Raw genomic sequence first — 18,889 nt, forward strand, 5'->3', positions numbered from 1 at the left:
ATATGATGACACATTTCAATGAGTTACATCTCATCTTAAACAAATATCTAAAGTGGAACAAGTCACATGTAAAATGTTTTACACTGATTATGATTGCATTAATTGTAAAACAGACATGTAATCTTTCTTCTGCATCTAAAGCCTTACCCATCAAGTGCTTACCACAATCATTTTATCGACGTATACAACGCTTCTTTGCAGGTCAGTATTTCGATTATCGTCAAATTTCTCAGTTAATTTTCAATATATTTTTATTCGATAAAGTCCAATTAACTTTGGATAGAACCAACTGGAAATGGGGGAAACGAGATATCAATATCTTGATGTTAGCCATCGTCTATCGTGGAATAGCCATACCTATAGTTTGGACATTGCTCAATAAACGGGGAAATTCAGATACAAAAGAGCGTATTGCTTTGATTCAACGCTTTATCTCCATTTTTGGTAAAGACCGTATTGTGAATGTGTTCGCAGACAGAGAATTTATCGGTGAGAAATGGTTTACATGGTTAATTGAAAATGACATTAACTTTTGTATACGTGTTAAAAAAACTTCATTGTGACCAATCACTTAGCCAAGAATCATAAAATTAGTGATTTATTTCGTCATCTTCAAGTTGGTCAAACTGAATGTCGTAAACGACGTATTTGGGTTGGTCGAGTGAAACTGTATATTAGTGCGCTACGATTAGAAGATGGAGAACTTTTACTTGTTGTTTCTCCTATGTTTAATGCTTCTGCTATTCGTGATTATGCATTACGCTGGGAAATCGAAACGTTATTTAGTTGTCTCAAAGGACGTGGATTCAATCTTGAAAATACTCGTTTAACAGACCCTAGACGAGTCAAGAAATTGATAGCAGTGCTAGCTATCGGTTTCTGTTGGTGCTATTTAACAGGTGAATGGCAACATGATCGAAAAAAAGCGATAAAAATAAAGAAGCATGGACGACTTTCAGTAAGTTTATTTCGCTACGGTTTGGACTATGTTCAAATGGCTATTCTACGTTTGATTGGTTTTGGAAAAAAAGAAGAATTTAAGAAAGTGCTAGCAATTTTAAGAAAGAAAAAGCCTGATAGGACAAGGATCCTATGAAATTTGTCGTGTACAGAGTGGGAATTTATAAGAATGAATTAATCGCCAAGCTGGAAAACAAAATTAATTATCTAAATGTATTGGGTGAAATGTATCAAAATAAGATAGAAAATTTGGAAAATGAGATTGATAAGATCAGAAATGGAAAATACCTGTTTCATCATTTATTTGAATTTTTAGAAGATGATTCAAAGGAAAAAATAAGCATACAGGAATCTGTTATAGGGCGTGTGACATTAAATGAGAAAGACTTTGATTATATCAAAAAAGATACAGTGAATGTATTTGATATTTTCTCAAATTATTTGATTCTAAAGAAATTTTCTGTCAGTAGAATACCAATTATTGTTGGGATGTTCTTTACTCTATTATGGTTTGCGTTATTGTTACATACATTAAGTTTTAATGCTCATGCTCTTAAAATAAAGGGCTTTACCTTAGAACCTAATACCCATTCTATCGTTGATGGAGATAAATATAAACCTATAAAAATAGAAGTTGTTCAAGAATAACGATAATTCAAAAAGTATCAAGCTAAAAAGCAAAGTTTGACAATTTCAAGATATGTTGATAAATGTCTTTTGGATAATCCCGAATTAAATCTAAAAATATCTCTTTATTGCCTTGATATAAGGCACGGGTTGCTTCCTCATAATTTGGCATATTGCCCAACATAGCTGACATAAAACGATCTGTAGCCTGCTTTGCCAACAGCTTGTTGCTTTCTGAGTTCGGATTATTCAGTTCATTGTCGATCAGCTTGCGGATCACGGCCGATGCGCTTGAGCTTTGCTGATCAAGCCAATCCCAATGCTTCTGTTGTAAGGTAATTTCGCGTGAGATCACGCCCAGTTTAGGTCTTCCAACTTTCTTGACCATTTCAGGTTCAGCATAACGTTGTTGAATGTCCTGCTTCGAACCTGAAATATCAAGGTCAATTTGTTTACCCGTTTGATCATTAAAAATCAACAAGGTGGCATTGGACTGGTTTGCATGTTGTTGAATGGCTGTTGCAACATCTACTAGGGTGCCGTTTACCAAACATTGCTCATCCAGAAAAGCGGTATAGGTCATTTGAATGTTCATTTCTTTGGGATAATTTTATACGGGTAAAATAATATTATCAGGGTAAAACTAATTTTGCAAATTGCATTCTTAATGTAAGGGAAGTACCAAAATTTTCCCAGCAGATAAATACTAAGGATGAATATCCATTTTTAATTTTTATTCTGTTTTGCTATGGCTTTTATGAGACAATACTTCTTTAAGTTTGTATATAAGGACTCCCATGATTGAGCAATCTGCTGAATCTTTAAGCGATATCGAAATTTTAGACATTTTACAGTCTATGAAAAAAGATAAGCTTGATGCAGAAGCGAACGAAATCATCCGTAATGGGGGGAAGGCTGGGCGTCAAGAAGCACACAAGCAAGCTTTGGTTGCACTGAATACAAGTTTTGAAGATAAATTTGTAGAAGCAGTAACACTTGCATTAGGTTTAAATTCTGGACAAGCTAAAAAAATTCGTTATAAAAAAGACCGTATCCGTATTTTAAAAGCGCGTGGGATTGATTATCTTGCGATTGATGGAGCTGAAACAGCTCAAGTTTTAGCTCAGGTCGCACAGGCAATTGGTCGTGAAGACGCGATTGTCACCCATGATTTGCACAATATTTTTCCATTCTGGAAAGAGGGCTGGCCGATGGTTCAGTTTGACAATGCCTACAAGGTTCTGGCGGAAGATATTTCCATTCATTATCAGGCAATGCTCGATGAATTAATTTCACTGTATGGTGGAAATTAAAATATAGTGGTGGAATCACATTCTTTGTATTGTTTTTTACCATTATCGCTTTGTTATTTGGATTTATTGCAAAGTGAAAAAAGCCCATCTAAATGGGCTTTCTGTTTATTAGGATTAATTTTCCTGTGTGGGTGACTCTGTTTCTAAATTCGGCATGATTTGAGTCACAAGCAGTTGGTCGATTTTATAATGATCAATATCGACTACTTCAAACTTAAAACCCGCATATTCTACAGCATCGGCTGGACGCGGAATCTTGCGCAAGCGATACATGATAAAACCCGCAATGGTTTCGTAGTTTTCATTTTCTGGAAACTCTTCAATCGCCAGCGCATGTTTCACATCTTCTATTGGCGTGCTGCCATCAATAAACCATGAATGGTTGTCCCGTTTGATGATCTGCTGTTCCTCTTCCATTGGTGTCACCCAGTCACCCATCACAGTAATCATGATGTCACTGAGGGTAATTACACCCACCACCAACGCATATTCATTGATGACGACTGCAAATTTTTCTTTGGTTGAACGAAAACGGTCCAGCAGTTCAGACAGGGTGAGGGTGTCAGGAATAATCAGGACGGTACGGATGGTTGATTCATTCAGTTGAAGCAATGACTGGTTGTTTAGAATCCGAACCAGAATATCTTTGGCATCCACATAGCCAATCACCTGATCAATGTGTTCATTACAGACAAGGAATTTTGAATAAGGATATTCCGCCAGTTTTTGCCGAATACTGTTTTCATTTTCTTTCAGGGTAAAATACACCACATTTTCACGTGTGGTCATACTGGATGGAACTGTGCGTTCCTCAAGCTCAAACACATTCTCAATAAAATGGTGTTCCTGTTTTTGTAGAACGCCTGCCTGCGCACCTGCATCCATAACTGCTGAAATATCATCAAAGGTGATATTGTCATCACGTATGGTATTTACCTTAAATAGGCGGAACAACAGGTTGGCAATCGCATTGATTCCCCAAGCCAGAGGTTTACAGATTTTGATGAAAATCTGAATTGGCTCAATCACCCTAATCGAAATCTTTTCGGGTGCATTCATCGCCAGACGTTTTGGCATTAGGTCGGCAAACAGGATAAACAGCGAAGTGACCAAGGTAAAGGAGAGGGCGAAACCAATCGTTTCCAGCCAGGGTCCTGTATAGAACCGTGCAACAAACTCCACAAAATAGGGGCGAAACGCCCCTTCACCTAAAATACCACCTAAAATGGCAATCGCATTTAAACCAATTTGTGAGGCGGCAAAGAAGTCGGCAGACTGTTCCTGCAAGTCCAGAACTTTCTGTGCACGGATTTCACCTGATTCCGCTAAAATCTTTAGTTTAACCTTTCGCGCACCTGCAAGCGCAATTTCAGTAAGTGATAGAAAACCCGCCGCAGAAATAAGCAGAATAATGACAATAATATTTTGGAAGAGACTCACACATCACCTGTGGTTTATCATTATTGTGAATATGTTTTAACACAAAAAAGTTGTGAGGTAATTAGAACATTACCTCAGTGTAACAATAGCGTTCAACAAGCATACTCGCAGAAAGCTAACCATTATAATAAAACAAGATGTTAATATCGTGAAAACTGCGTATTATTTAAAAGAAATTCACGATTTTCTTCTTCAATCATTTGCCGTGCTACAAACAGGATTAACTGCCTTAACCAGCGATGCGCTGGATGATGATGCAATAAAGGACACCAGGCCATCTTTAATTCAAATTCAGGAATATAAAATGGAGGATCCTTTATAATCAGTTTTGGATTCTGTGCCTGTAGACGTGCCATACGGGTTGGAAGTGTGGCAATTAAATCAACATTCTGTGCCAGAAGAGCAGGCATTTGATAATGACGGGTAAATACCGAAATTTTACGGCGTTGACCAATCCGTTCCAAAGCCTGATCAATCCAGCCTAAACCAGCCTGTTTGTCTGGGTTGACACCAAAGCCAACACCCATACCTGTCTTGGATACCCAGATATGCTGGGCGTCTAAATAACTTTTTAAATTAAGATGGGTTACGGCAGGGTGCTTGTCATTTAAAATACAGCTAAAGCTGTCACGCCAAACCAATACCTGATGAAAGCTTTGTGGAATTTCATTAAAACGGTTAATTGCCAGATCAACCTTACCTTGTTCCATATCGCGGTAGGACACGTCACTTGGAGTCAGGAAGTCCAAAACAACATTTGGCGCTTCAGAACGCAAGGCTTTTACAAGGCGGGGAACCAAAGTGGCTTCAGCATAATCGGAGGTCATGATGCGGAACACGCGATTGCTGGTATAGGGTCTGAACTCGGTACGAGGTTCCAGAATCATGGACAGGTCTGACAGTGCGTCACGAATACGGGGTTGCAGTTCCAGTGCCCGTTCAGTCGGTGTCATCCCTTCGGAAGATCGTATGAGGAGAGGATCATTAAATAAGTTACGCAAACGGCGTAAAATATTACTCATTGCAGGTTGGGTAACACCTAATTGCTCTGCTGCGCGTGTGACATTTTTTTCACGAAGAAGTACATCAAGATAAATTAATAAATTGAGATCAACCCGCTCCAGATTCATAAAAAAAATACCGAAAATAAAATCGTTAAATTATGTTGAATTATGCCATATTTAAAGCTGTTTGTGTAACTTAATCCTACAATAAGCCTTGGCTATCAGTCCAATCAGGAAGTCACTTTCCCATGAGAAAATTTCACTTTCATATGGGGATAAATTTATCTGACTGTGCTACAAATGGCAAAAAATGTCAGTTTTGGAGAGTATGGTAAGTCCTAAAATTGTATTTAAATAAGTCAAATAAAAGAAAAAAGAGAATTTCATAAAAAATTTAATTATTAAAAAATTATGAATAACAATGGTTTAAATTGGTTTTTAATCTAAATAAAATGACTTTTATTGCTATATTTCATAAGAAAATACCGAAAATTACCCAATAATATTGGATAAAATGATTGCCACAGACTAAGCTGTGCAAAATATTGAAGAAGTGCTTGAAATCTCGCCTATAAAAAAGCATGATTTTCAGCGTCCATTCGATGCCAATCCCTCTAAAGGAATATATCATGTCTACATATTTAACAGCGATTGATGCAATCCGCGAATTAAAAGCAAAATTCGGCGACACTTGGCGCGATATTAGCCCAGAAGATGCTGCACGTATGCAAATGCAAAACCAATTCAAAACTGGTTTAGATATCGCTAAATACACAGCTGCTATCATGCGTAAAGATATGGCTGAATACGACGCTGACTCTAGCAAATACACTCAATCATTAGGTTGCTGGCACGGTTTTATCGCGCAACAAAAAATGATTGCGAACAAAAAATACTTCGGTACAACTTCTAAGCGTTACATCTACCTTTCTGGTTGGATGGTTGCTGCTCTTCGTTCAGAATTTGGTCCACTTCCTGACCAATCTATGCACGAAAAAACTTCAGTACCTGCTTTGATCGAAGAAATCTATACTTTCTTACGTCAAGCTGACGCGAAAGAATTAAACGATTTGTTCCGTGCATTGAAAAAAGCGCAAGAAGCTGGTGACACTGCTAAAGCTGCTGAAATCACTGCTCAAATCGATGGTTTCCAAACTCACGTTGTGCCAATTATTGCTGACATCGACGCTGGTTTCGGTAACGAAGAAGCGACTTACTTACTTGCTAAGAAAATGATCGAAGCTGGTGCTTGTGCGCTTCAAATCGAAAACCAAGTATCTGATGCGAAACAATGTGGTCACCAAGCTGGTAAAGTAACTGTTCCGCACGAAGACTTCATCGCTAAAATCCATGCATTACGTTATGCATTCTTGGAAATGGGTCTTGATGACGGTATCATCGTTGCGCGTACTGACTCTGAAGGCGCTGACTTGACTCAAAAAATCCCAGTGGTTAAAGAGCCAGGCGACATCGCTTCTCAATACATCAGCTACTTAGACACTCAAGAAATTGACATCTCTGAAGCGAAAGAAGACGAAATCCTAATCAAGCGTGATGGTAAATTACATCGTCCTAAGCGTTTAGCTTCTGGCTTGTACCAGTTCCGCGAAGGCACTCAAATTGACCGCGTTGTACTTGACTGTGTAACTAGCTTACAAAACGGTGCTGACCTTCTTTGGATCGAAACTGCGACTCCAAACGTTGAAGAAATCGCGCACATGGTTAACCGTGTACGTGAAACAGTTCCAAATGCTAAGCTTGTTTATAACAACAGCCCATCATTCAACTGGACGTTAAACTTCCGTCAACAAGCTTACGACCGTTGGGTTGCTGAAGGTAAAGACGTTTCTGCTTACGACCGTGCTAAATTAATGAGCGCTGAGTACGATGAGACTGAATTAGCTGCTGATGCTGATGCTAAGATCCGTACATTCCAGGCAGATGCCTCTCGTGAAGCAGGTGTGTTCCATCACTTGATCACACTTCCGACTTACCACACAGCTGCTCTTTCTACACATGAGCTTGCACAAGGTTACTTCGGTTCTGAAGGTATGTTGGCTTATGTTGCTGGCGTACAACGTAAAGAAATCCGTCAAGGTATTGCTTGTGTTAAACACCAGGCAATGGCGGGTTCTGACATCGGTGATGATCACAAAGAAATCTTCTCTGGTGATAACGCTCTTAAAGCGCACGATGATGCTAAAAACACAATGAACCAGTTCGCTGCTCACTAAGCTTTGAATTGATTTAAAAAAAACCCTGCGTAAGCAGGGTTTTTTATTGGTGAGATAATTGTTTTTAGAAGCTCGCTGGATATTATTCAACGTCTTTTTTTAGTTGATATTTGTCTGCCAAGGCACCTGTAATTTCATTGCCCTCAAGGTCTAGGGCTTTAAGATAACCCTCAGCAACAAAATATTTACGGCTATCACCCGCCTTGTCTAACTCAATAACAGAGCGATTGTTACTGTCAAACTGGAAGCTACCTTTCGTTTCAAATGCCTTGCCATCACCTTTGCCAAGGTAGGTTTCTTTAAGCTCGTAAGTTTTATCCTGATTTAGCTCAAGCTTGGTTTCAATACCCTCACAGTCAGCACAAGGGAGCACACCTTTATATGTGCCATCCCAGTCCAGTGAGTTTTCTGCTGTATGTTCACTATCTATTACAGTTTCAGAAGTAGCTTCTGTTGTTGCAGGAGGGGTATGTTCTTCAGTTTTTGGTTTTTCTGCTTTGTTACATGCCACTAGAAAAATAGATGCAAGAGAAATGGCAATAATTGACTTCTGCATACCTGATACAGCCTTATGAAAATGTTGTTATCCAAATTATGAAATTTTATGAAGAAAGTGTAGTAGGGGAATGTAAGGGTTATTTAACTTTTGGTAAATAAAGCAAGGACTAGCCTTGTCTTGCCTTAAAGCGAGGATTGGATTTACAGATCACGTACTGTTTTCCATGACGATTAACAATTTGGCAGTCGCTACAACGTTGTTTCGCACTTTTGAGGGATGAACAAACTTTCATTTTAAAACCTATTTATTTAATGTAATGTTATAATATTGCATTTAGATAGCCTTGTACAGAAAGCATAAGAATATAGTTGAAGTGTGATGGTAGAAGAAAACCTTTTAGACGTATTAAAATACTCATCGTAAATTATAGCTTACGAAGTTAAATGCTTGATTCGGTATTTAGCTTTATTTATTTTGGGGCTATAGTAAATAGACCTCTTGCGAAAGTATAGTTTTATCTAATTTTTGAATTGGCTAAAACCTCATCAAATATAGCTTTCAGCTGCTTAAAATTTGACTAACGCAAGAAGTTTAGCATAGATAAAGTTATTAAATAATATAAAAAAAGCCCTAATCTTTCGATTAAGGCTTTTTTGAATTTTGGAGCGGGAAACGAGACTCGAACTCGCGACCCCAACCTTGGCAAGGTTATGCTCTACCAACTGAGCTATTCCCGCAATAGGTCGCATTATAGAGAGTTTAATCAAACTGTCAACTCTCTATGTTGCTAAGTGTTGATTTAATCAGCACGTCGCCAAATAGTTCCCTGACGGGTATCCTCAAGCACAACACCCTGATCCAATAAAGACTGTCGAATGGCATCTGCCTGAGCAAAGTCTTTGGCTTTTTTAGCATCAACACGTTGCTGGATAAAGTTTTCAATTTCTGTGTCAGAAAGGGAGAGTGCTTCCTGACCAATATCCGATTTTAAAAACTCATCTACATCATGCTGAACCAAGCCAAGAATATTGGTTAAATAGCGTAAGGTTGAGTAGAGGACAGTTGCCTGTTCAGCAGTTTCTTCCTTAACAGCACGGTTTAACTCTTTATTTAGCTCAAATAAAACTGCCATTGTTTCCGCAGTATTAAAGTCATCCCGCATTGCGGCATTAAAACGTTCAACAAAACCTTGCTCTAAAGTCTCAACTGTTTTTTGCCCATACATTTGCTGGTAGGCTTTAAATGAATGATAAAAACGGCTGAGTGCTGTTTTCGCCTCTTTCAAGGCAAAGTCAGAGAAGTTGACTGGACTACGGTAGTGTGATGACACAATAAAGTAACGGATCACTTCTGGATGGAATTTTTCCATTACATCACGAATGGTAAAGAAGTTGCCTAAGGACTTCGACATTTTCTCACCATCGACATTGATGAAACCCACATGCATCCAGTAATTCACATACTGTTCGCCCGTTGAGGCCTCACTTTGGGCAATTTCATTTTCATGGTGTGGGAACATCAAGTCTGAACCACCACCATGAATGTCAAAATGATTGCCCAGGCAGCAGGTTGACATCGCAGAACATTCAATATGCCAGCCTGGACGGCCATTGCCCCAAGGTGAAGCCCATGCAGGTTCATTTTCCTTGGCGTGTTTCCAAAGGACAAAATCAAAAGGATGTTTCTTTTCAACTTCGACATCGACACGTTCAGATGCACCCGCCTGCATATCCTCAAGCTTACGGCCCGATAAGCGACCGTATTTGTCAAACTTGGTCACTTCAAAATAAACATCACCGTTGGCAGCAGGGTAGGCTGTGCCATTATCCACCAACGTAGCAATCATGCTTTGCATCTGGTCAATATATTCGGTCGCTTTGGGTGCTTCATCGGGTAGCACACAGCCAAGGTTGGCTGCATCCTCATTCATTGCATTAATAAAGCGTGCAGTGAGTTGCTGGATGGTTTCACCATTTTCATTGGCACGGGCAATGATCTTGTCATCAATATCAGTGATATTGCGTATATAGCGAACTTTCCAGCCCTGACTACGCAAAAAGCGGATGATGTAGTCAAATGCAACCATAACCCGAGCGTGTCCAATATGACAATAATCGTAAACCGTCATACCACAGACATACATATCGATTTGTCCCTCTTTGCGTGGTACAAATTCAACTTTTTTACGTTGCTCAGAATTATATAGAACAAAAGGTTGCATAAGGGTTTTCAAACACTCTACAAAAATCGTTATTCATCATAACGTATGCATTGTATTTCATAAAGTTGTCGGGCAAAAAATAATGGACCAGATCAATTTTAATGATTATGTTGTTTGGGATGGGGTGTTATCCCTGTTCTTGAAACATGGGTTGTAGTGTGTAGCGATCAGCATCTGGAGTTTGCGGTTCATTGATCTTTATTTTTCTCCATTTTCCCAAAAATCTTACACATTTTAGAAACGTGCATAACTTCTAGTTATGCTAGAATCTCGATCATTCTTTTGATTACAATCATCTACCTCCAGTAGATCGCATATTATTTTGAGTCAAACCTGCATGTCACAAACGATAAATTTCCAAAAAAGCGCATTGGAAACTTTGCGCATTGAACAACAAGCGATAGAAGTGCTTGCAACACAAATTGATGAACGCTTTGACCGCGCCTGTGAAGTCATTTTGCAATGCAAGGGGCGTGTGGTTGTTACAGGAATGGGTAAATCTGGTCATATTGGTCGCAAAATGGCGGCAACCTTTGCCTCCACAGGTACACCCTCATTCTTTATGCATCCTGGTGAGGCAGGGCATGGTGATCTGGGCATGCTGGTGCGCGGTGATGTACTGATTGCAATTTCAAACTCGGGCAAGAGTGATGAAATTATGATGCTGATGCCACTGATTAAACACTTGGAAGTACCTTTAATCACCATTAGCCGTGATGACAAGGGACCAATGCCACAGAATGCTGATATTGCCCTGACGCTGGGTGCGGCAGATGAAGCATGCCCACTGGGATTGGCGCCTACATCAAGTACTACCGCAACACTGGTTCTAGGTGATGCTCTAGCGGTTGCTTTGCTGGAAGCACGAGGCTTTACCGTAGATGATTTTGCACGTTCCCATCCAGCAGGGGCGTTAGGTAAACGTTTACTCCTTTATGTTAAACATTTGATGCATACTGGTGCAGAGTTACCTAAAGTGAGCCCAGACACCCCAATGAACAAAGTGTTATATGAGATTTCTGGTAAAAGGCTTGGGTTAACTACAATTGTTGATGAAAATGATACCTTGTTAGGTGTTTTCACGGATGGTGATTTACGTCGTATGATTGATCAGCAACAAGGTTTTGATGTGAGTTTAGCTGTATCCGAAGTTATGATTAAAAATCCTCTAACGATTTCTCAGGATACTCATGCGGTGAAAGCCTTAGAAAAAATGCATGACAAAAAAGTCAATCAATTTGTGGTCGTAGATAATGCCAACAAGGTGATTGGTGTAATCACTATGCACGATCTGATTGAAGCAGGAGTGAATTAAGCCATGGCATCGTATGCACTTTTAGAGCAAGCGCGTCATTTACAGGCATTGGTGCTGGATGTGGATGGCATTCTAAGTGATGGTTTTGTGACTTTGACCAACTCTGGTGATGAAATCAAGTCATTCGATATCCGTGATGGCCTGGGCATGAAGCTGGTGCAGCAGGCAGGCATGAAAGTGATTATTATCACTGGACGTAAAAGCCAGATTGTTGAAAAGCGCATGTCTGACTTGGGTGTGGATCTGGTGTTTCAGGGACGTGAGGATAAGGGTGTGGCATTGCGTGAAGCCTGTGCACAGCTCAATATTCTGCCTGAGGACTGTGTCTATATGGGCGATGACTGGCCTGACCTGTCTGCGTTTGCAATTGCAGGTATGAGCATTACCGTGCCCAATGGCCATGAGGAAGTGCGTCGCCGTGCAAATCTGGTCACCCAGGCGATGGGTGGACGTGGGGCAGTACGTGAGGCCTGTGATATGTTGCTGATGGCAAAAGGTGTTTACCAAGAGCTACTTGCAAAATACCTGGCTGTACCACATTAATATCAGTATTAAACTCCCTCAAGGTTAGGGCACCCTGTTTATGGATACCAAGGTTTTATATGTTGTTGCTGTAATTGTTGCTGCGCTCAGTGGCGGCTATTACTATTACAGCGGCAAGGCAAAAAAGCTGGAAGTTGATTCAGCTAAAAATATGACATATTCAGCACAGGGCGTTCATCTTACACAAACAGATGAGCAGGGGAATTTATATATTCGTGCCGAAATCAAGCAGTTGCAACAGGATATGCAACAGAAAACATCACAGCTTGATCAGCTCAATGCGGTGATGTACAAACAGGGCAAGCCTGATGCGACCTTTTTTGCCAAACAGGCAAATGGTTACGATGACAATAGCAAAGTAGTCCTGACTGGAGACGTGGTTGCGACACAATTATCTGAACAGGGTAAAATGGAGTTTCATACGGATGAACTCACAGGCTATCCGAAAACCAGACAACTGGAAACGCAGCATCAGGTCATTGTGCAGTCACCAACGGCTGAGTTTGTGAGTCAGGGACTAAAAGCAGACCTCAATCAGGGTCAATATGAATTTTTCAAAGTTCGAGGAAAGTATGCGCCAAAACCTTAATACCCAGTATCGTTCATCTTTCCTGAAACAGGTGGCTTGTGTTGCGGTGGTTGCACTCTCTTCTGCCTCAGGTTTTGCTTTACCGTCAGACCGTAACCAACAACTTTCTCTGGCGGCTGAAAACGCGACTTATAATAGTAAAACGGGTATTACCACTTATACGGGCAATGTGGTGATCGAACAGGGCACCATGAAGCTTCAGGCGGACTCACTGGTTGCCACACTGAACAGTAAAAACGAGATTCAGACCATTACCGCCAAAGGCAAACCTGCCAAGTTCCAGCAGCAAATAGAAGCCAACAAGGGGTTGGCACGCGGTGAGGCGCAGAATATTGTCTACAACGCAGACACAGGGATTATCACGTTGACTGGCAATGCCTATCTCTATCAGGATGGTTCCAGTATTCGCGGCAACAGGTTGAAATACAGTATGAACAAGGGCGATGTTGAGGCGCAGGGTTCATCATCTAATCGTATTCAGATTATCATTCCACCATCAAGTTCAAAAAGCTTTCCAGGGGCACGTGATTAATGGAACAGTCAGGTCAGCAACCACAGACATTGTGCATTAAGCATTTGGCGAAAAATTATAGCAAGCGCTGGGTTGTGAAAGATGTTTCTTTTACCATGCAAAGTGGTCAGATTGTCGGACTGCTTGGGCCGAATGGTGCGGGAAAAACCACCAGCTTCTATATGGTTGTTGGTCTGGTGCGTATGGACAAGGGCGAGATTCACCTCGATGACCTTGACCTGTCCGATCTGGCTATGCATGAGCGGGCGCGTAAGGGAATTGGCTATTTACCTCAGGAAGCGTCTATCTTTAGAAAGCTGACCATTGCTGAAAATATTATGGCAATTTTGGAGACACGTAAGGGCCTGAATAAGCAGCAGCGCCAGCAACGGCTGACTGAGCTTTTGAATGATTTTAAGATCAATCATATTAAGGATTCATTGGGTATGAGTGTATCTGGTGGTGAACGCCGTCGGGCTGAAATTGCACGTGCATTGGCTGCCGATCCGAAGTTTATGCTGCTGGATGAACCATTTGCAGGGGTTGACCCGATTTCCGTGGGTGATATTAAGGATATTATCCAAACCCTAAAAGAACGTGGTATTGGGGTGTTGATTACCGATCATAATGTGCGTGAGACTTTGGCCATTTGTGAAAAGGCTTATATCGTGAGTGAAGGATCGGTGATTGCTGAAGGCACGCCTCAGGAAATTCTGGATAATGAGCAGGTGCGTAAAGTGTATTTGGGTGACGATTTTGTGGCTTAAATTTGAACAGTTTTTTATATCCTAAAGAACCTGCGGGTTCTTTTTTATAAGTTATCATTAAAAAGTAAACATGTATTCTTTTCCGAATTGGAGATACCTCTCTCATCTACAAAAATTGATATAATTTCTTTTTTACTTTTTTCTAGATTTTTATGCCATTCACCATTGCCCATACGGTTACTTTTGAAGAAGAAATTAAAAAAAGTCGTTTTCAGGCGATTGCTGCGGTTGTTGAAAATGAACAACAGGTCAAGGCCTTTTTAGGGCAGACTAAAGATACATCAACCACTCATCAATGCTGGGCGTGGAAGATAGGGCACCATGTACGCTTTAATGATGATGGTGAACCCTCTGGAACAGCGGGACGTCCTATTCTGGCAACCATAGAGGGCAATGATTTAACCAATGTGATTGTCATGGTTAACCGTTGGTATGGCGGAATCAAGCTGGGCACAGGTGGACTGGTACGGGCTTATGGTGGCTGTGCTGGACAATGTTTGCTATTGGCTGAGAAAATTGAGCTAATTGAGAAAAAAGCAATACAGTTTGCCTGCCTGTTTAATGAATGGGCGATTATCCAGTATGAGTTGATGCAGCAACAGATTGAATATCAGGAAAGCTATACTGAAAATGGGGTGATGATTGAGGCGCGTGTACAAGTTCAGCAAATTGAACCACTCAGGCATAAACTTCAGGACCTGACGAGAGGACGTGAGCAGGTTAAGATTGTTGAGGAACCTGTAGATGACTGATCCATTATTGAAGTATCGGGAGCAGCATAAACATCGTTTAAATTATATGCCCTGGCTATATTGGTCATTGAAACCCAAACATCGGGAATGGGCGGAACAATGGCAGGCGGAATATCAAGCCTACCTGATGGAAATGGAAACGGTTGAGATTGGAAAGAACTGTTTTATTTCTCCTTTAGCGCATATTTTTGCAGAGCGTGGTCGCAAGATTAGCATTGGTGACAACACCTTTATTGCGGCGGATTGTACTTTGCATGGACCGTTGCAGATTGGCAATGAGGTAGCAATTAACCACCACTGTATTTTAGATGGTGGACGTGCAGGCATTAAGCTGCATGATCAGGTGCGTATCGCAGCCTATAGCCATTTATATGCTTTCGATCATGGTATGGATTTAGAACGTCCGATTTACCAACAGGCAGTGACTTCAAAAGGCATTGAGATTGGACAGGATGTTTGGCTGGGGGCGCATGTGGGGATTAAAGATGGTGTGACAATCGGTGATCATGCCGTCATTGGAATGAACAGTATGGTGACCAAAGATATTGACAAGCATGCCATTGTTGCAGGTAATCCAGCTCGCTTGATTCGATATCGAAAATAAGAAAATAGCATGAAAAAGTTCAGAAGATTCGATACATAAATTTAACCTATCCTGGTTTTATCTGTGTTAAGTTAAAAACAAGTACAAGACCTAAGGTGTTAAACCTAAAGAGAGGCGAACATGAACCGTGTCATTGCATGTATTGATTCTTCACCTTGTATCGAGGCGGTCGCTGAAGCAGCCGCATGGGTGGCGAAGCAAACGCAAAGAGAATTAGTACTGTTGCAAATCCTGGACTATTATCCAGCAAGCTATCATTTAGGTGAAATCAGCGGTGTCATTGGTTTTGAAAGTAATGCCATGCTGCTTAAGGAGCTGGCCGAACTTGAGCAAAAGCAAAGTGAACTCGCACTCGACTACAGTAATAACTTACTAAAACATATTTCTGAACTGATTGAAAAACAATATGGTTTAACCAGTACCAAGATTCAGGAAAAAGGCGATTTTCTTGAACAGAGCTTTAATATTTTAAAAGAGAATGATGTTGTCATTATTGGGCGTGTGGGTGAACGGGCGGTCGAGAAGAATAAGCCGATTGGCAGTAACGTAGAAAACTTTATTCGTGGTGCAAACTGTACAGTGATTACGGTAGGCGAGCATTTTGAAGCACCAAGACGTTTTATCTTTGCCTATGAATATTCACCGACCTGTCAAAAAATGCTGCAACGCATTGCCCAAAGTGATTTATTGAAAACACTGCAATGTCACTTACTTTATGTTGGTGATCATCCTGAAATGCTGACCGAACCTGAAAAGTATTTAAAGGATGCTGGTATAGAGGTTGTACCTGTCTACCGTTATGGAGATGTGGCACAAAATATTCTTGAATATCAGGCAGAGCATAAGATTCAGTTGATTGTGCTGGGGGCTTTCAGCCACAGTAAAATCCATCAATTCTTTTTGGGTAGCATTACCACCACAATTTTCCGTAATGCCAATGTGCCTTTGCTTGTGGCTAAGTAATTCATTTTTATAAGAGGGTCTATTACACTTCAGCCATGCATTGCGTTATAGGCTAAAATGACTCAAACAAGGCATGAAACGTAGGCAATGGCGCGACCCTTGTCAAGTTTCATAACGAAGTTTGTGGATATTTTAGCCATAACCCTACGGGACAGGAGCATTTTTTGTCGTTACTGCGTTATGTCTTGTTCATTTAGAATGACTAAATTTCACAATACATGCCTTGTTCCGCCTAAAAAATGATCGCTGTCGCAAGCATCTGTGAAGTGTTAATAGACCCTCTACTAGTTATCCGCAAATACTGTGGATAACTATATGGAAAAACATTGTGTATAAATATAAGTAATTGATATTAAATAATTAAAAATTTCAGGTTGTTTTTTAATCTCTATTTCACAATCGCAATTGCAAAACCATCATGGCCTTTTGACCCCACAGTTTGTAGGGCTGTGCAGGATAAAAGCTTTGGATGATCTTTTAATGCCGTAAAAGCATCCCGAATACCTTCAATGCTTGGTTTTTTATTGTTTTCATCCAGAATTGCACCTGCACGAATGACATTATCCAGTACGATAATGGTGCCCGAATGAGACAGTTGTAAACTTAATTCCAGATATTCAGGATAACTTTGTTTGTCGGCATCAATAAAAATAAAATCAAAAGCTTCACTGCCTTCAGCAATGAGTTGCTTCATAATATCTGCACCACGACCTTTTTTCAGTTCGATCGTGGTTGGCATATTGGCATAATCAATGTTTTCCTGCGCCAAGATGACGTGGGTATCACGTCCTTCAACGGTCAGTAGATAACCATCTTCGGGTAAGGCCTTTGCCAGCCAAATGGTGCTATAAGCCGCAAAAGTTCCCAGTTCCAACACGCGCTTGCACTGATTCATCTGAATCAGCATTTGTAAAAACATACCTTGATTGGGTGCAACAGCCAGATGATTAGAAAAACCCTGCTGATCGGTATTGTCTAATGCATGTAGAAGTTTTGGGTCAGTGGGAATTAAATGTGAATTGATATATTCATCAATGTCTGTCCACATCTGTTGCATAATCAGGTTTACCTATAAATCTGTTAGCTGCATTTTAAACATTTATATCTAGAGTGCAATTTGATTAGGGATAAATGAGAAATCAAAGTTTATTTATGTTTAATGATTGAACATATTATATGTAGTGGAACTCACCACGATGATCCATAAAATGATCTTTGCTTGTATCAATAAAATTAAACGAAATAAAATGCTTGACTGAGGTAAGTTACAATTACAAACCATCAATTAAATAAAAATGCTTCTTTAAAGAAAGCATTTTTCTGACGCTAAAAATTACACATTGAACTGTTGCGGGTTAGGTCAGGCCCCCATGTTCGATAACCCTGTGTGTCAATATGGATTTGCCCTGAGCTATATAGACCAATACCCAGATTGAGACCTTGACCATGCTGTGCCCAGAACTGGCAAAGCTTGAATTTGCTTTGCTCAATAAAAGCATAATCCTGTGGTTGAGGAAATTCAGGACCAATACGCAAATCAATGGCTGAGTTGAATAAATGTCTGGACGAGCTGGCTCCGCCAGCGCATTGATTCAGGGGAAGATCACGGTAAACCGAAGTCACTTCAAAATCTGTCAAAATTTTGGCTGCAATCAGGTACTTAAACACACGCAAGGTTGAAAGTGAGTTGTTCCATAACTCACGGTTAGGCACCATATATTCAGAGCGCCCACATTTTTGCCAGTCCCGTGCGGTACGCAGTAATTCAAAACTTGGAATAATATGTGCCAGATTGTTGCGTGTTAAAAACTGCTCATATTCACGAACGCGTGCATAGTTCTCGTCCTGATTGAGCCAGATGCGATAAGAGGCAGGTTCAATCTTATTGGGAATAGGGCGGGTAATGGTGACCTGTTCCTGAGGAATATAAATTCTTTTTCCGATGTTGTTATTTTGGGGCACTTTGGTGGTTGAGCTGACACAACCGACCATCATCACAGGGATGATAAAAAATGAAAAAAGGCCCTGTAATTTATTTTGCATCATAAAAAAGAAATTTCACAAACGATATGTGTATCATTTTAATGCAAAATAGCGCATGAATAATGATGCAATTGCAAAGAAATGTGTGATTCGAGTATAAAAAAAGACCAGTTAATACTGGTCTTTTCTATGATTATTTTTCTAAATATTGCAATTTATTTGGCTTGCCATTCCATTCTTCACGATCGGCAGGTTGTTCACCAATTTGAGTGATGTTATTACCTGCCCATTTTTCTGATAATTCAGCATTCAATTCAATAAACACTTCCTGACCTTCTGGTAGTTCATCTTCCGAGAAAATCGCATTTGCTGGACATTCAGGTTCACACAATGCACAGTCAATACATTCATCTGGATTGATCACAAGGAAGTTTGGCCCCTCATAGAAGCAGTCTACAGGACAAACTTCAACACAATCTTGATACTTACATTTAATACAATTTTCGGTGACAACAAACGTCATGGCGGCAGCTACCTAAAAAATATGATTTTCATTTTGAATAG

21 protein-coding genes and 1 tRNA gene are annotated in these 18,889 nt (G+C 40.3%); 12 read left to right on the forward strand and 10 right to left on the reverse strand.

Annotated elements, in window-relative coordinates; genetic code table 11:
- Positions 1 to 5 precede the first annotated feature (5 nt).
- Positions 6 to 1,096 (forward strand): IS4-like element ISAba33 family transposase gene (locus tag F967_RS14145; RefSeq protein ID WP_155756416.1). Its coding sequence is split into 2 segments (ribosomal slippage): positions 6 to 546 and positions 546 to 1,096, totalling 1,092 coding nucleotides; the frame shifts between segments, so codons are not numbered across the junction.
- Entirely contained in the window at positions 1,093 to 1,608 is a 516-nt protein-coding gene (locus F967_RS05510; protein ID WP_004798708.1) for a hypothetical protein, read from the forward strand. The genes F967_RS14145 and F967_RS05510 overlap by 4 nt, the downstream gene beginning before the upstream one ends.
- A 22-nt stretch (positions 1,609 to 1,630) precedes the next feature.
- Here the strand turns inward: F967_RS05510 and F967_RS05515 are convergent, their stop codons facing one another.
- Complete coding sequence (locus tag F967_RS05515) at positions 1,631 to 2,170, reverse strand: DUF2239 family protein (RefSeq protein WP_416201995.1); 540 nt, start codon at positions 2,168 to 2,170, stop codon at positions 1,631 to 1,633.
- 214 nt (positions 2,171 to 2,384) lie between these two features.
- Between F967_RS05515 and F967_RS05520 the strand changes: the two genes are divergently transcribed.
- The gene (locus F967_RS05520; protein ID WP_004798711.1) at positions 2,385 to 2,900 is read left to right on the forward strand and encodes a hypothetical protein; all 516 of its coding nucleotides are present in this window, start codon (positions 2,385 to 2,387) and stop codon (positions 2,898 to 2,900) included.
- Positions 2,901 to 3,014: 114 nt separating this feature from the next.
- Here the strand turns inward: F967_RS05520 and F967_RS05525 are convergent, their stop codons facing one another.
- A complete protein-coding gene (locus F967_RS05525; protein ID WP_004798713.1) occupies positions 3,015 to 4,340 on the reverse strand; it encodes a polyamine export protein PaeA in 1,326 nt (441 codons plus the stop codon).
- Positions 4,341 to 4,480: 140 nt separating this feature from the next.
- Positions 4,481 to 5,470, reverse strand: a complete 990-nt coding sequence (locus tag F967_RS05530; RefSeq protein WP_004798715.1) for a LysR family transcriptional regulator — start codon at positions 5,468 to 5,470, stop codon at positions 4,481 to 4,483.
- A gap of 503 nt (positions 5,471 to 5,973) precedes the next feature.
- Here F967_RS05530 and F967_RS05535 point away from each other — a divergent pair.
- A complete protein-coding gene (locus F967_RS05535; RefSeq protein WP_004798716.1) occupies positions 5,974 to 7,578 on the forward strand; it encodes an isocitrate lyase in 1,605 nt (534 codons plus the stop codon).
- Positions 7,579 to 7,660: 82 nt separating this feature from the next.
- Here F967_RS05535 and F967_RS05540 read toward each other — a convergent pair whose 3' ends face one another.
- The 4 genes from F967_RS05540 to cysS form a co-directional block, all read right to left on the reverse strand.
- Positions 7,661 to 8,134 carry a copper resistance protein NlpE gene (locus F967_RS05540; RefSeq protein WP_004798719.1) on the reverse strand — a complete coding sequence of 158 codons (474 nt, stop codon included), beginning with the start codon at positions 8,132 to 8,134 and terminating at the stop codon, positions 7,661 to 7,663.
- Between the two features lie 109 nt (positions 8,135 to 8,243).
- The gene (ykgO, locus tag F967_RS13640) at positions 8,244 to 8,369 is read right to left on the reverse strand and encodes a type B 50S ribosomal protein L36 (RefSeq protein WP_081398917.1); all 126 of its coding nucleotides are present in this window, start codon (positions 8,367 to 8,369) and stop codon (positions 8,244 to 8,246) included.
- Between the two features lie 369 nt (positions 8,370 to 8,738).
- Positions 8,739 to 8,814 (reverse strand) — tRNA-Gly (locus F967_RS05545).
- 62 nt (positions 8,815 to 8,876) lie between these two features.
- Positions 8,877 to 10,298 (reverse strand): cysteine--tRNA ligase, encoded by a 1,422-nt coding sequence (gene cysS / locus F967_RS05550; RefSeq protein ID WP_004798720.1) that lies wholly within the window; start codon positions 10,296 to 10,298, stop codon positions 8,877 to 8,879.
- 337 nt (positions 10,299 to 10,635) lie between these two features.
- Between cysS and F967_RS05555 the strand changes: the two genes are divergently transcribed.
- The 8 genes from F967_RS05555 (at position 10,636) to F967_RS05590 (ending at position 16,342) form a co-directional block, all read left to right on the forward strand.
- A complete protein-coding gene (locus F967_RS05555; protein WP_004798722.1) occupies positions 10,636 to 11,613 on the forward strand; it encodes a KpsF/GutQ family sugar-phosphate isomerase in 978 nt (325 codons plus the stop codon).
- Positions 11,614 to 11,616: 3 nt separating this feature from the next.
- Positions 11,617 to 12,156, forward strand: a complete 540-nt coding sequence (locus tag F967_RS05560; protein WP_004759691.1) for a KdsC family phosphatase — start codon at positions 11,617 to 11,619, stop codon at positions 12,154 to 12,156.
- Between the two features lie 40 nt (positions 12,157 to 12,196).
- The gene (gene lptC, locus F967_RS05565) at positions 12,197 to 12,745 is read left to right on the forward strand and encodes an LPS export ABC transporter periplasmic protein LptC (protein WP_004798726.1); all 549 of its coding nucleotides are present in this window, start codon (positions 12,197 to 12,199) and stop codon (positions 12,743 to 12,745) included.
- Positions 12,729 to 13,277 (forward strand): lipopolysaccharide transport periplasmic protein LptA, encoded by a 549-nt coding sequence (gene lptA, locus F967_RS05570; protein ID WP_004759693.1) that lies wholly within the window; start codon positions 12,729 to 12,731, stop codon positions 13,275 to 13,277. The genes lptC and lptA overlap by 17 nt, the downstream gene beginning before the upstream one ends.
- Positions 13,277 to 14,023: an LPS export ABC transporter ATP-binding protein gene (gene lptB, locus F967_RS05575; RefSeq protein ID WP_004798728.1), complete on the forward strand. Its 747-nt coding sequence runs from the start codon at positions 13,277 to 13,279 to the stop codon at positions 14,021 to 14,023. Before lptA ends, lptB begins: the two co-directional genes overlap by 1 nt.
- A gap of 152 nt (positions 14,024 to 14,175) precedes the next feature.
- Positions 14,176 to 14,775: an IMPACT family protein gene (locus F967_RS05580; protein WP_004798729.1), complete on the forward strand. Its 600-nt coding sequence runs from the start codon at positions 14,176 to 14,178 to the stop codon at positions 14,773 to 14,775.
- A complete protein-coding gene (locus F967_RS05585) occupies positions 14,768 to 15,379 on the forward strand; it encodes an acyltransferase (protein WP_004798731.1) in 612 nt (203 codons plus the stop codon). Before F967_RS05580 ends, F967_RS05585 begins: the two co-directional genes overlap by 8 nt.
- 120 nt (positions 15,380 to 15,499) lie before the next feature.
- Positions 15,500 to 16,342, forward strand: coding sequence for a universal stress protein (locus F967_RS05590; protein WP_004798733.1), 843 nt, complete (start codon positions 15,500 to 15,502; stop codon positions 16,340 to 16,342).
- A gap of 388 nt (positions 16,343 to 16,730) precedes the next feature.
- On the opposite strand, the gene F967_RS05595 is transcribed toward F967_RS05590, so the two are convergent.
- The 3 genes from F967_RS05595 to fdxA form a co-directional block, all read right to left on the reverse strand.
- Positions 16,731 to 17,399: an O-methyltransferase gene (locus F967_RS05595; RefSeq protein ID WP_004798735.1), complete on the reverse strand. Its 669-nt coding sequence runs from the start codon at positions 17,397 to 17,399 to the stop codon at positions 16,731 to 16,733.
- Between the two features lie 269 nt (positions 17,400 to 17,668).
- Positions 17,669 to 18,388 carry a M15 family metallopeptidase domain-containing protein gene (locus tag F967_RS05600; RefSeq protein ID WP_004798736.1) on the reverse strand — a complete coding sequence of 240 codons (720 nt, stop codon included), beginning with the start codon at positions 18,386 to 18,388 and terminating at the stop codon, positions 17,669 to 17,671.
- Positions 18,389 to 18,518: 130 nt separating this feature from the next.
- A complete protein-coding gene (fdxA, locus tag F967_RS05605; RefSeq protein WP_004639922.1) occupies positions 18,519 to 18,848 on the reverse strand; it encodes a ferredoxin FdxA in 330 nt (109 codons plus the stop codon).
- Between the last annotated feature and the right edge of the window lie 41 nt (positions 18,849 to 18,889).

Source organism: Acinetobacter sp. CIP 102637 (genome assembly GCF_000368425.1).
GTDB lineage: Bacteria > Pseudomonadota > Gammaproteobacteria > Pseudomonadales > Moraxellaceae > Acinetobacter > Acinetobacter parvus.

Coding starts and splice junctions, on each gene's coding strand:
- F967_RS05510 (WP_004798708.1), top strand. CDS start 1,093: ATGAAATTTGTCGTGTACAGAGTGGGAATTTATAAGAATGAATTAATC.
- F967_RS05515 (WP_416201995.1), bottom strand. CDS start 2,170: ATGACCTATACCGCTTTTCTGGATGAGCAATGTTTGGTAAACGGCACC.
- F967_RS05520 (WP_004798711.1), top strand. CDS start 2,385: ATGATTGAGCAATCTGCTGAATCTTTAAGCGATATCGAAATTTTAGAC.
- F967_RS05530 (WP_004798715.1), bottom strand. CDS start 5,470: ATGAATCTGGAGCGGGTTGATCTCAATTTATTAATTTATCTTGATGTA.
- F967_RS05535 (WP_004798716.1), top strand. CDS start 5,974: ATGTCTACATATTTAACAGCGATTGATGCAATCCGCGAATTAAAAGCA.
- F967_RS05540 (WP_004798719.1), bottom strand. CDS start 8,134: ATGCAGAAGTCAATTATTGCCATTTCTCTTGCATCTATTTTTCTAGTG.
- ykgO (WP_081398917.1), bottom strand. CDS start 8,369: ATGAAAGTTTGTTCATCCCTCAAAAGTGCGAAACAACGTTGTAGCGAC.
- cysS (WP_004798720.1), bottom strand. CDS start 10,298: ATGCAACCTTTTGTTCTATATAATTCTGAGCAACGTAAAAAAGTTGAA.
- F967_RS05555 (WP_004798722.1), top strand. CDS start 10,636: ATGTCACAAACGATAAATTTCCAAAAAAGCGCATTGGAAACTTTGCGC.
- F967_RS05560 (WP_004759691.1), top strand. CDS start 11,617: ATGGCATCGTATGCACTTTTAGAGCAAGCGCGTCATTTACAGGCATTG.
- lptC (WP_004798726.1), top strand. CDS start 12,197: ATGGATACCAAGGTTTTATATGTTGTTGCTGTAATTGTTGCTGCGCTC.
- lptA (WP_004759693.1), top strand. CDS start 12,729: ATGCGCCAAAACCTTAATACCCAGTATCGTTCATCTTTCCTGAAACAG.
- lptB (WP_004798728.1), top strand. CDS start 13,277: ATGGAACAGTCAGGTCAGCAACCACAGACATTGTGCATTAAGCATTTG.
- F967_RS05580 (WP_004798729.1), top strand. CDS start 14,176: ATGCCATTCACCATTGCCCATACGGTTACTTTTGAAGAAGAAATTAAA.
- F967_RS05585 (WP_004798731.1), top strand. CDS start 14,768: ATGACTGATCCATTATTGAAGTATCGGGAGCAGCATAAACATCGTTTA.
- F967_RS05590 (WP_004798733.1), top strand. CDS start 15,500: ATGAACCGTGTCATTGCATGTATTGATTCTTCACCTTGTATCGAGGCG.
- F967_RS05595 (WP_004798735.1), bottom strand. CDS start 17,399: ATGCAACAGATGTGGACAGACATTGATGAATATATCAATTCACATTTA.
- F967_RS05600 (WP_004798736.1), bottom strand. CDS start 18,388: ATGATGCAAAATAAATTACAGGGCCTTTTTTCATTTTTTATCATCCCT.
- fdxA (WP_004639922.1), bottom strand. CDS start 18,848: ATGACGTTTGTTGTCACCGAAAATTGTATTAAATGTAAGTATCAAGAT.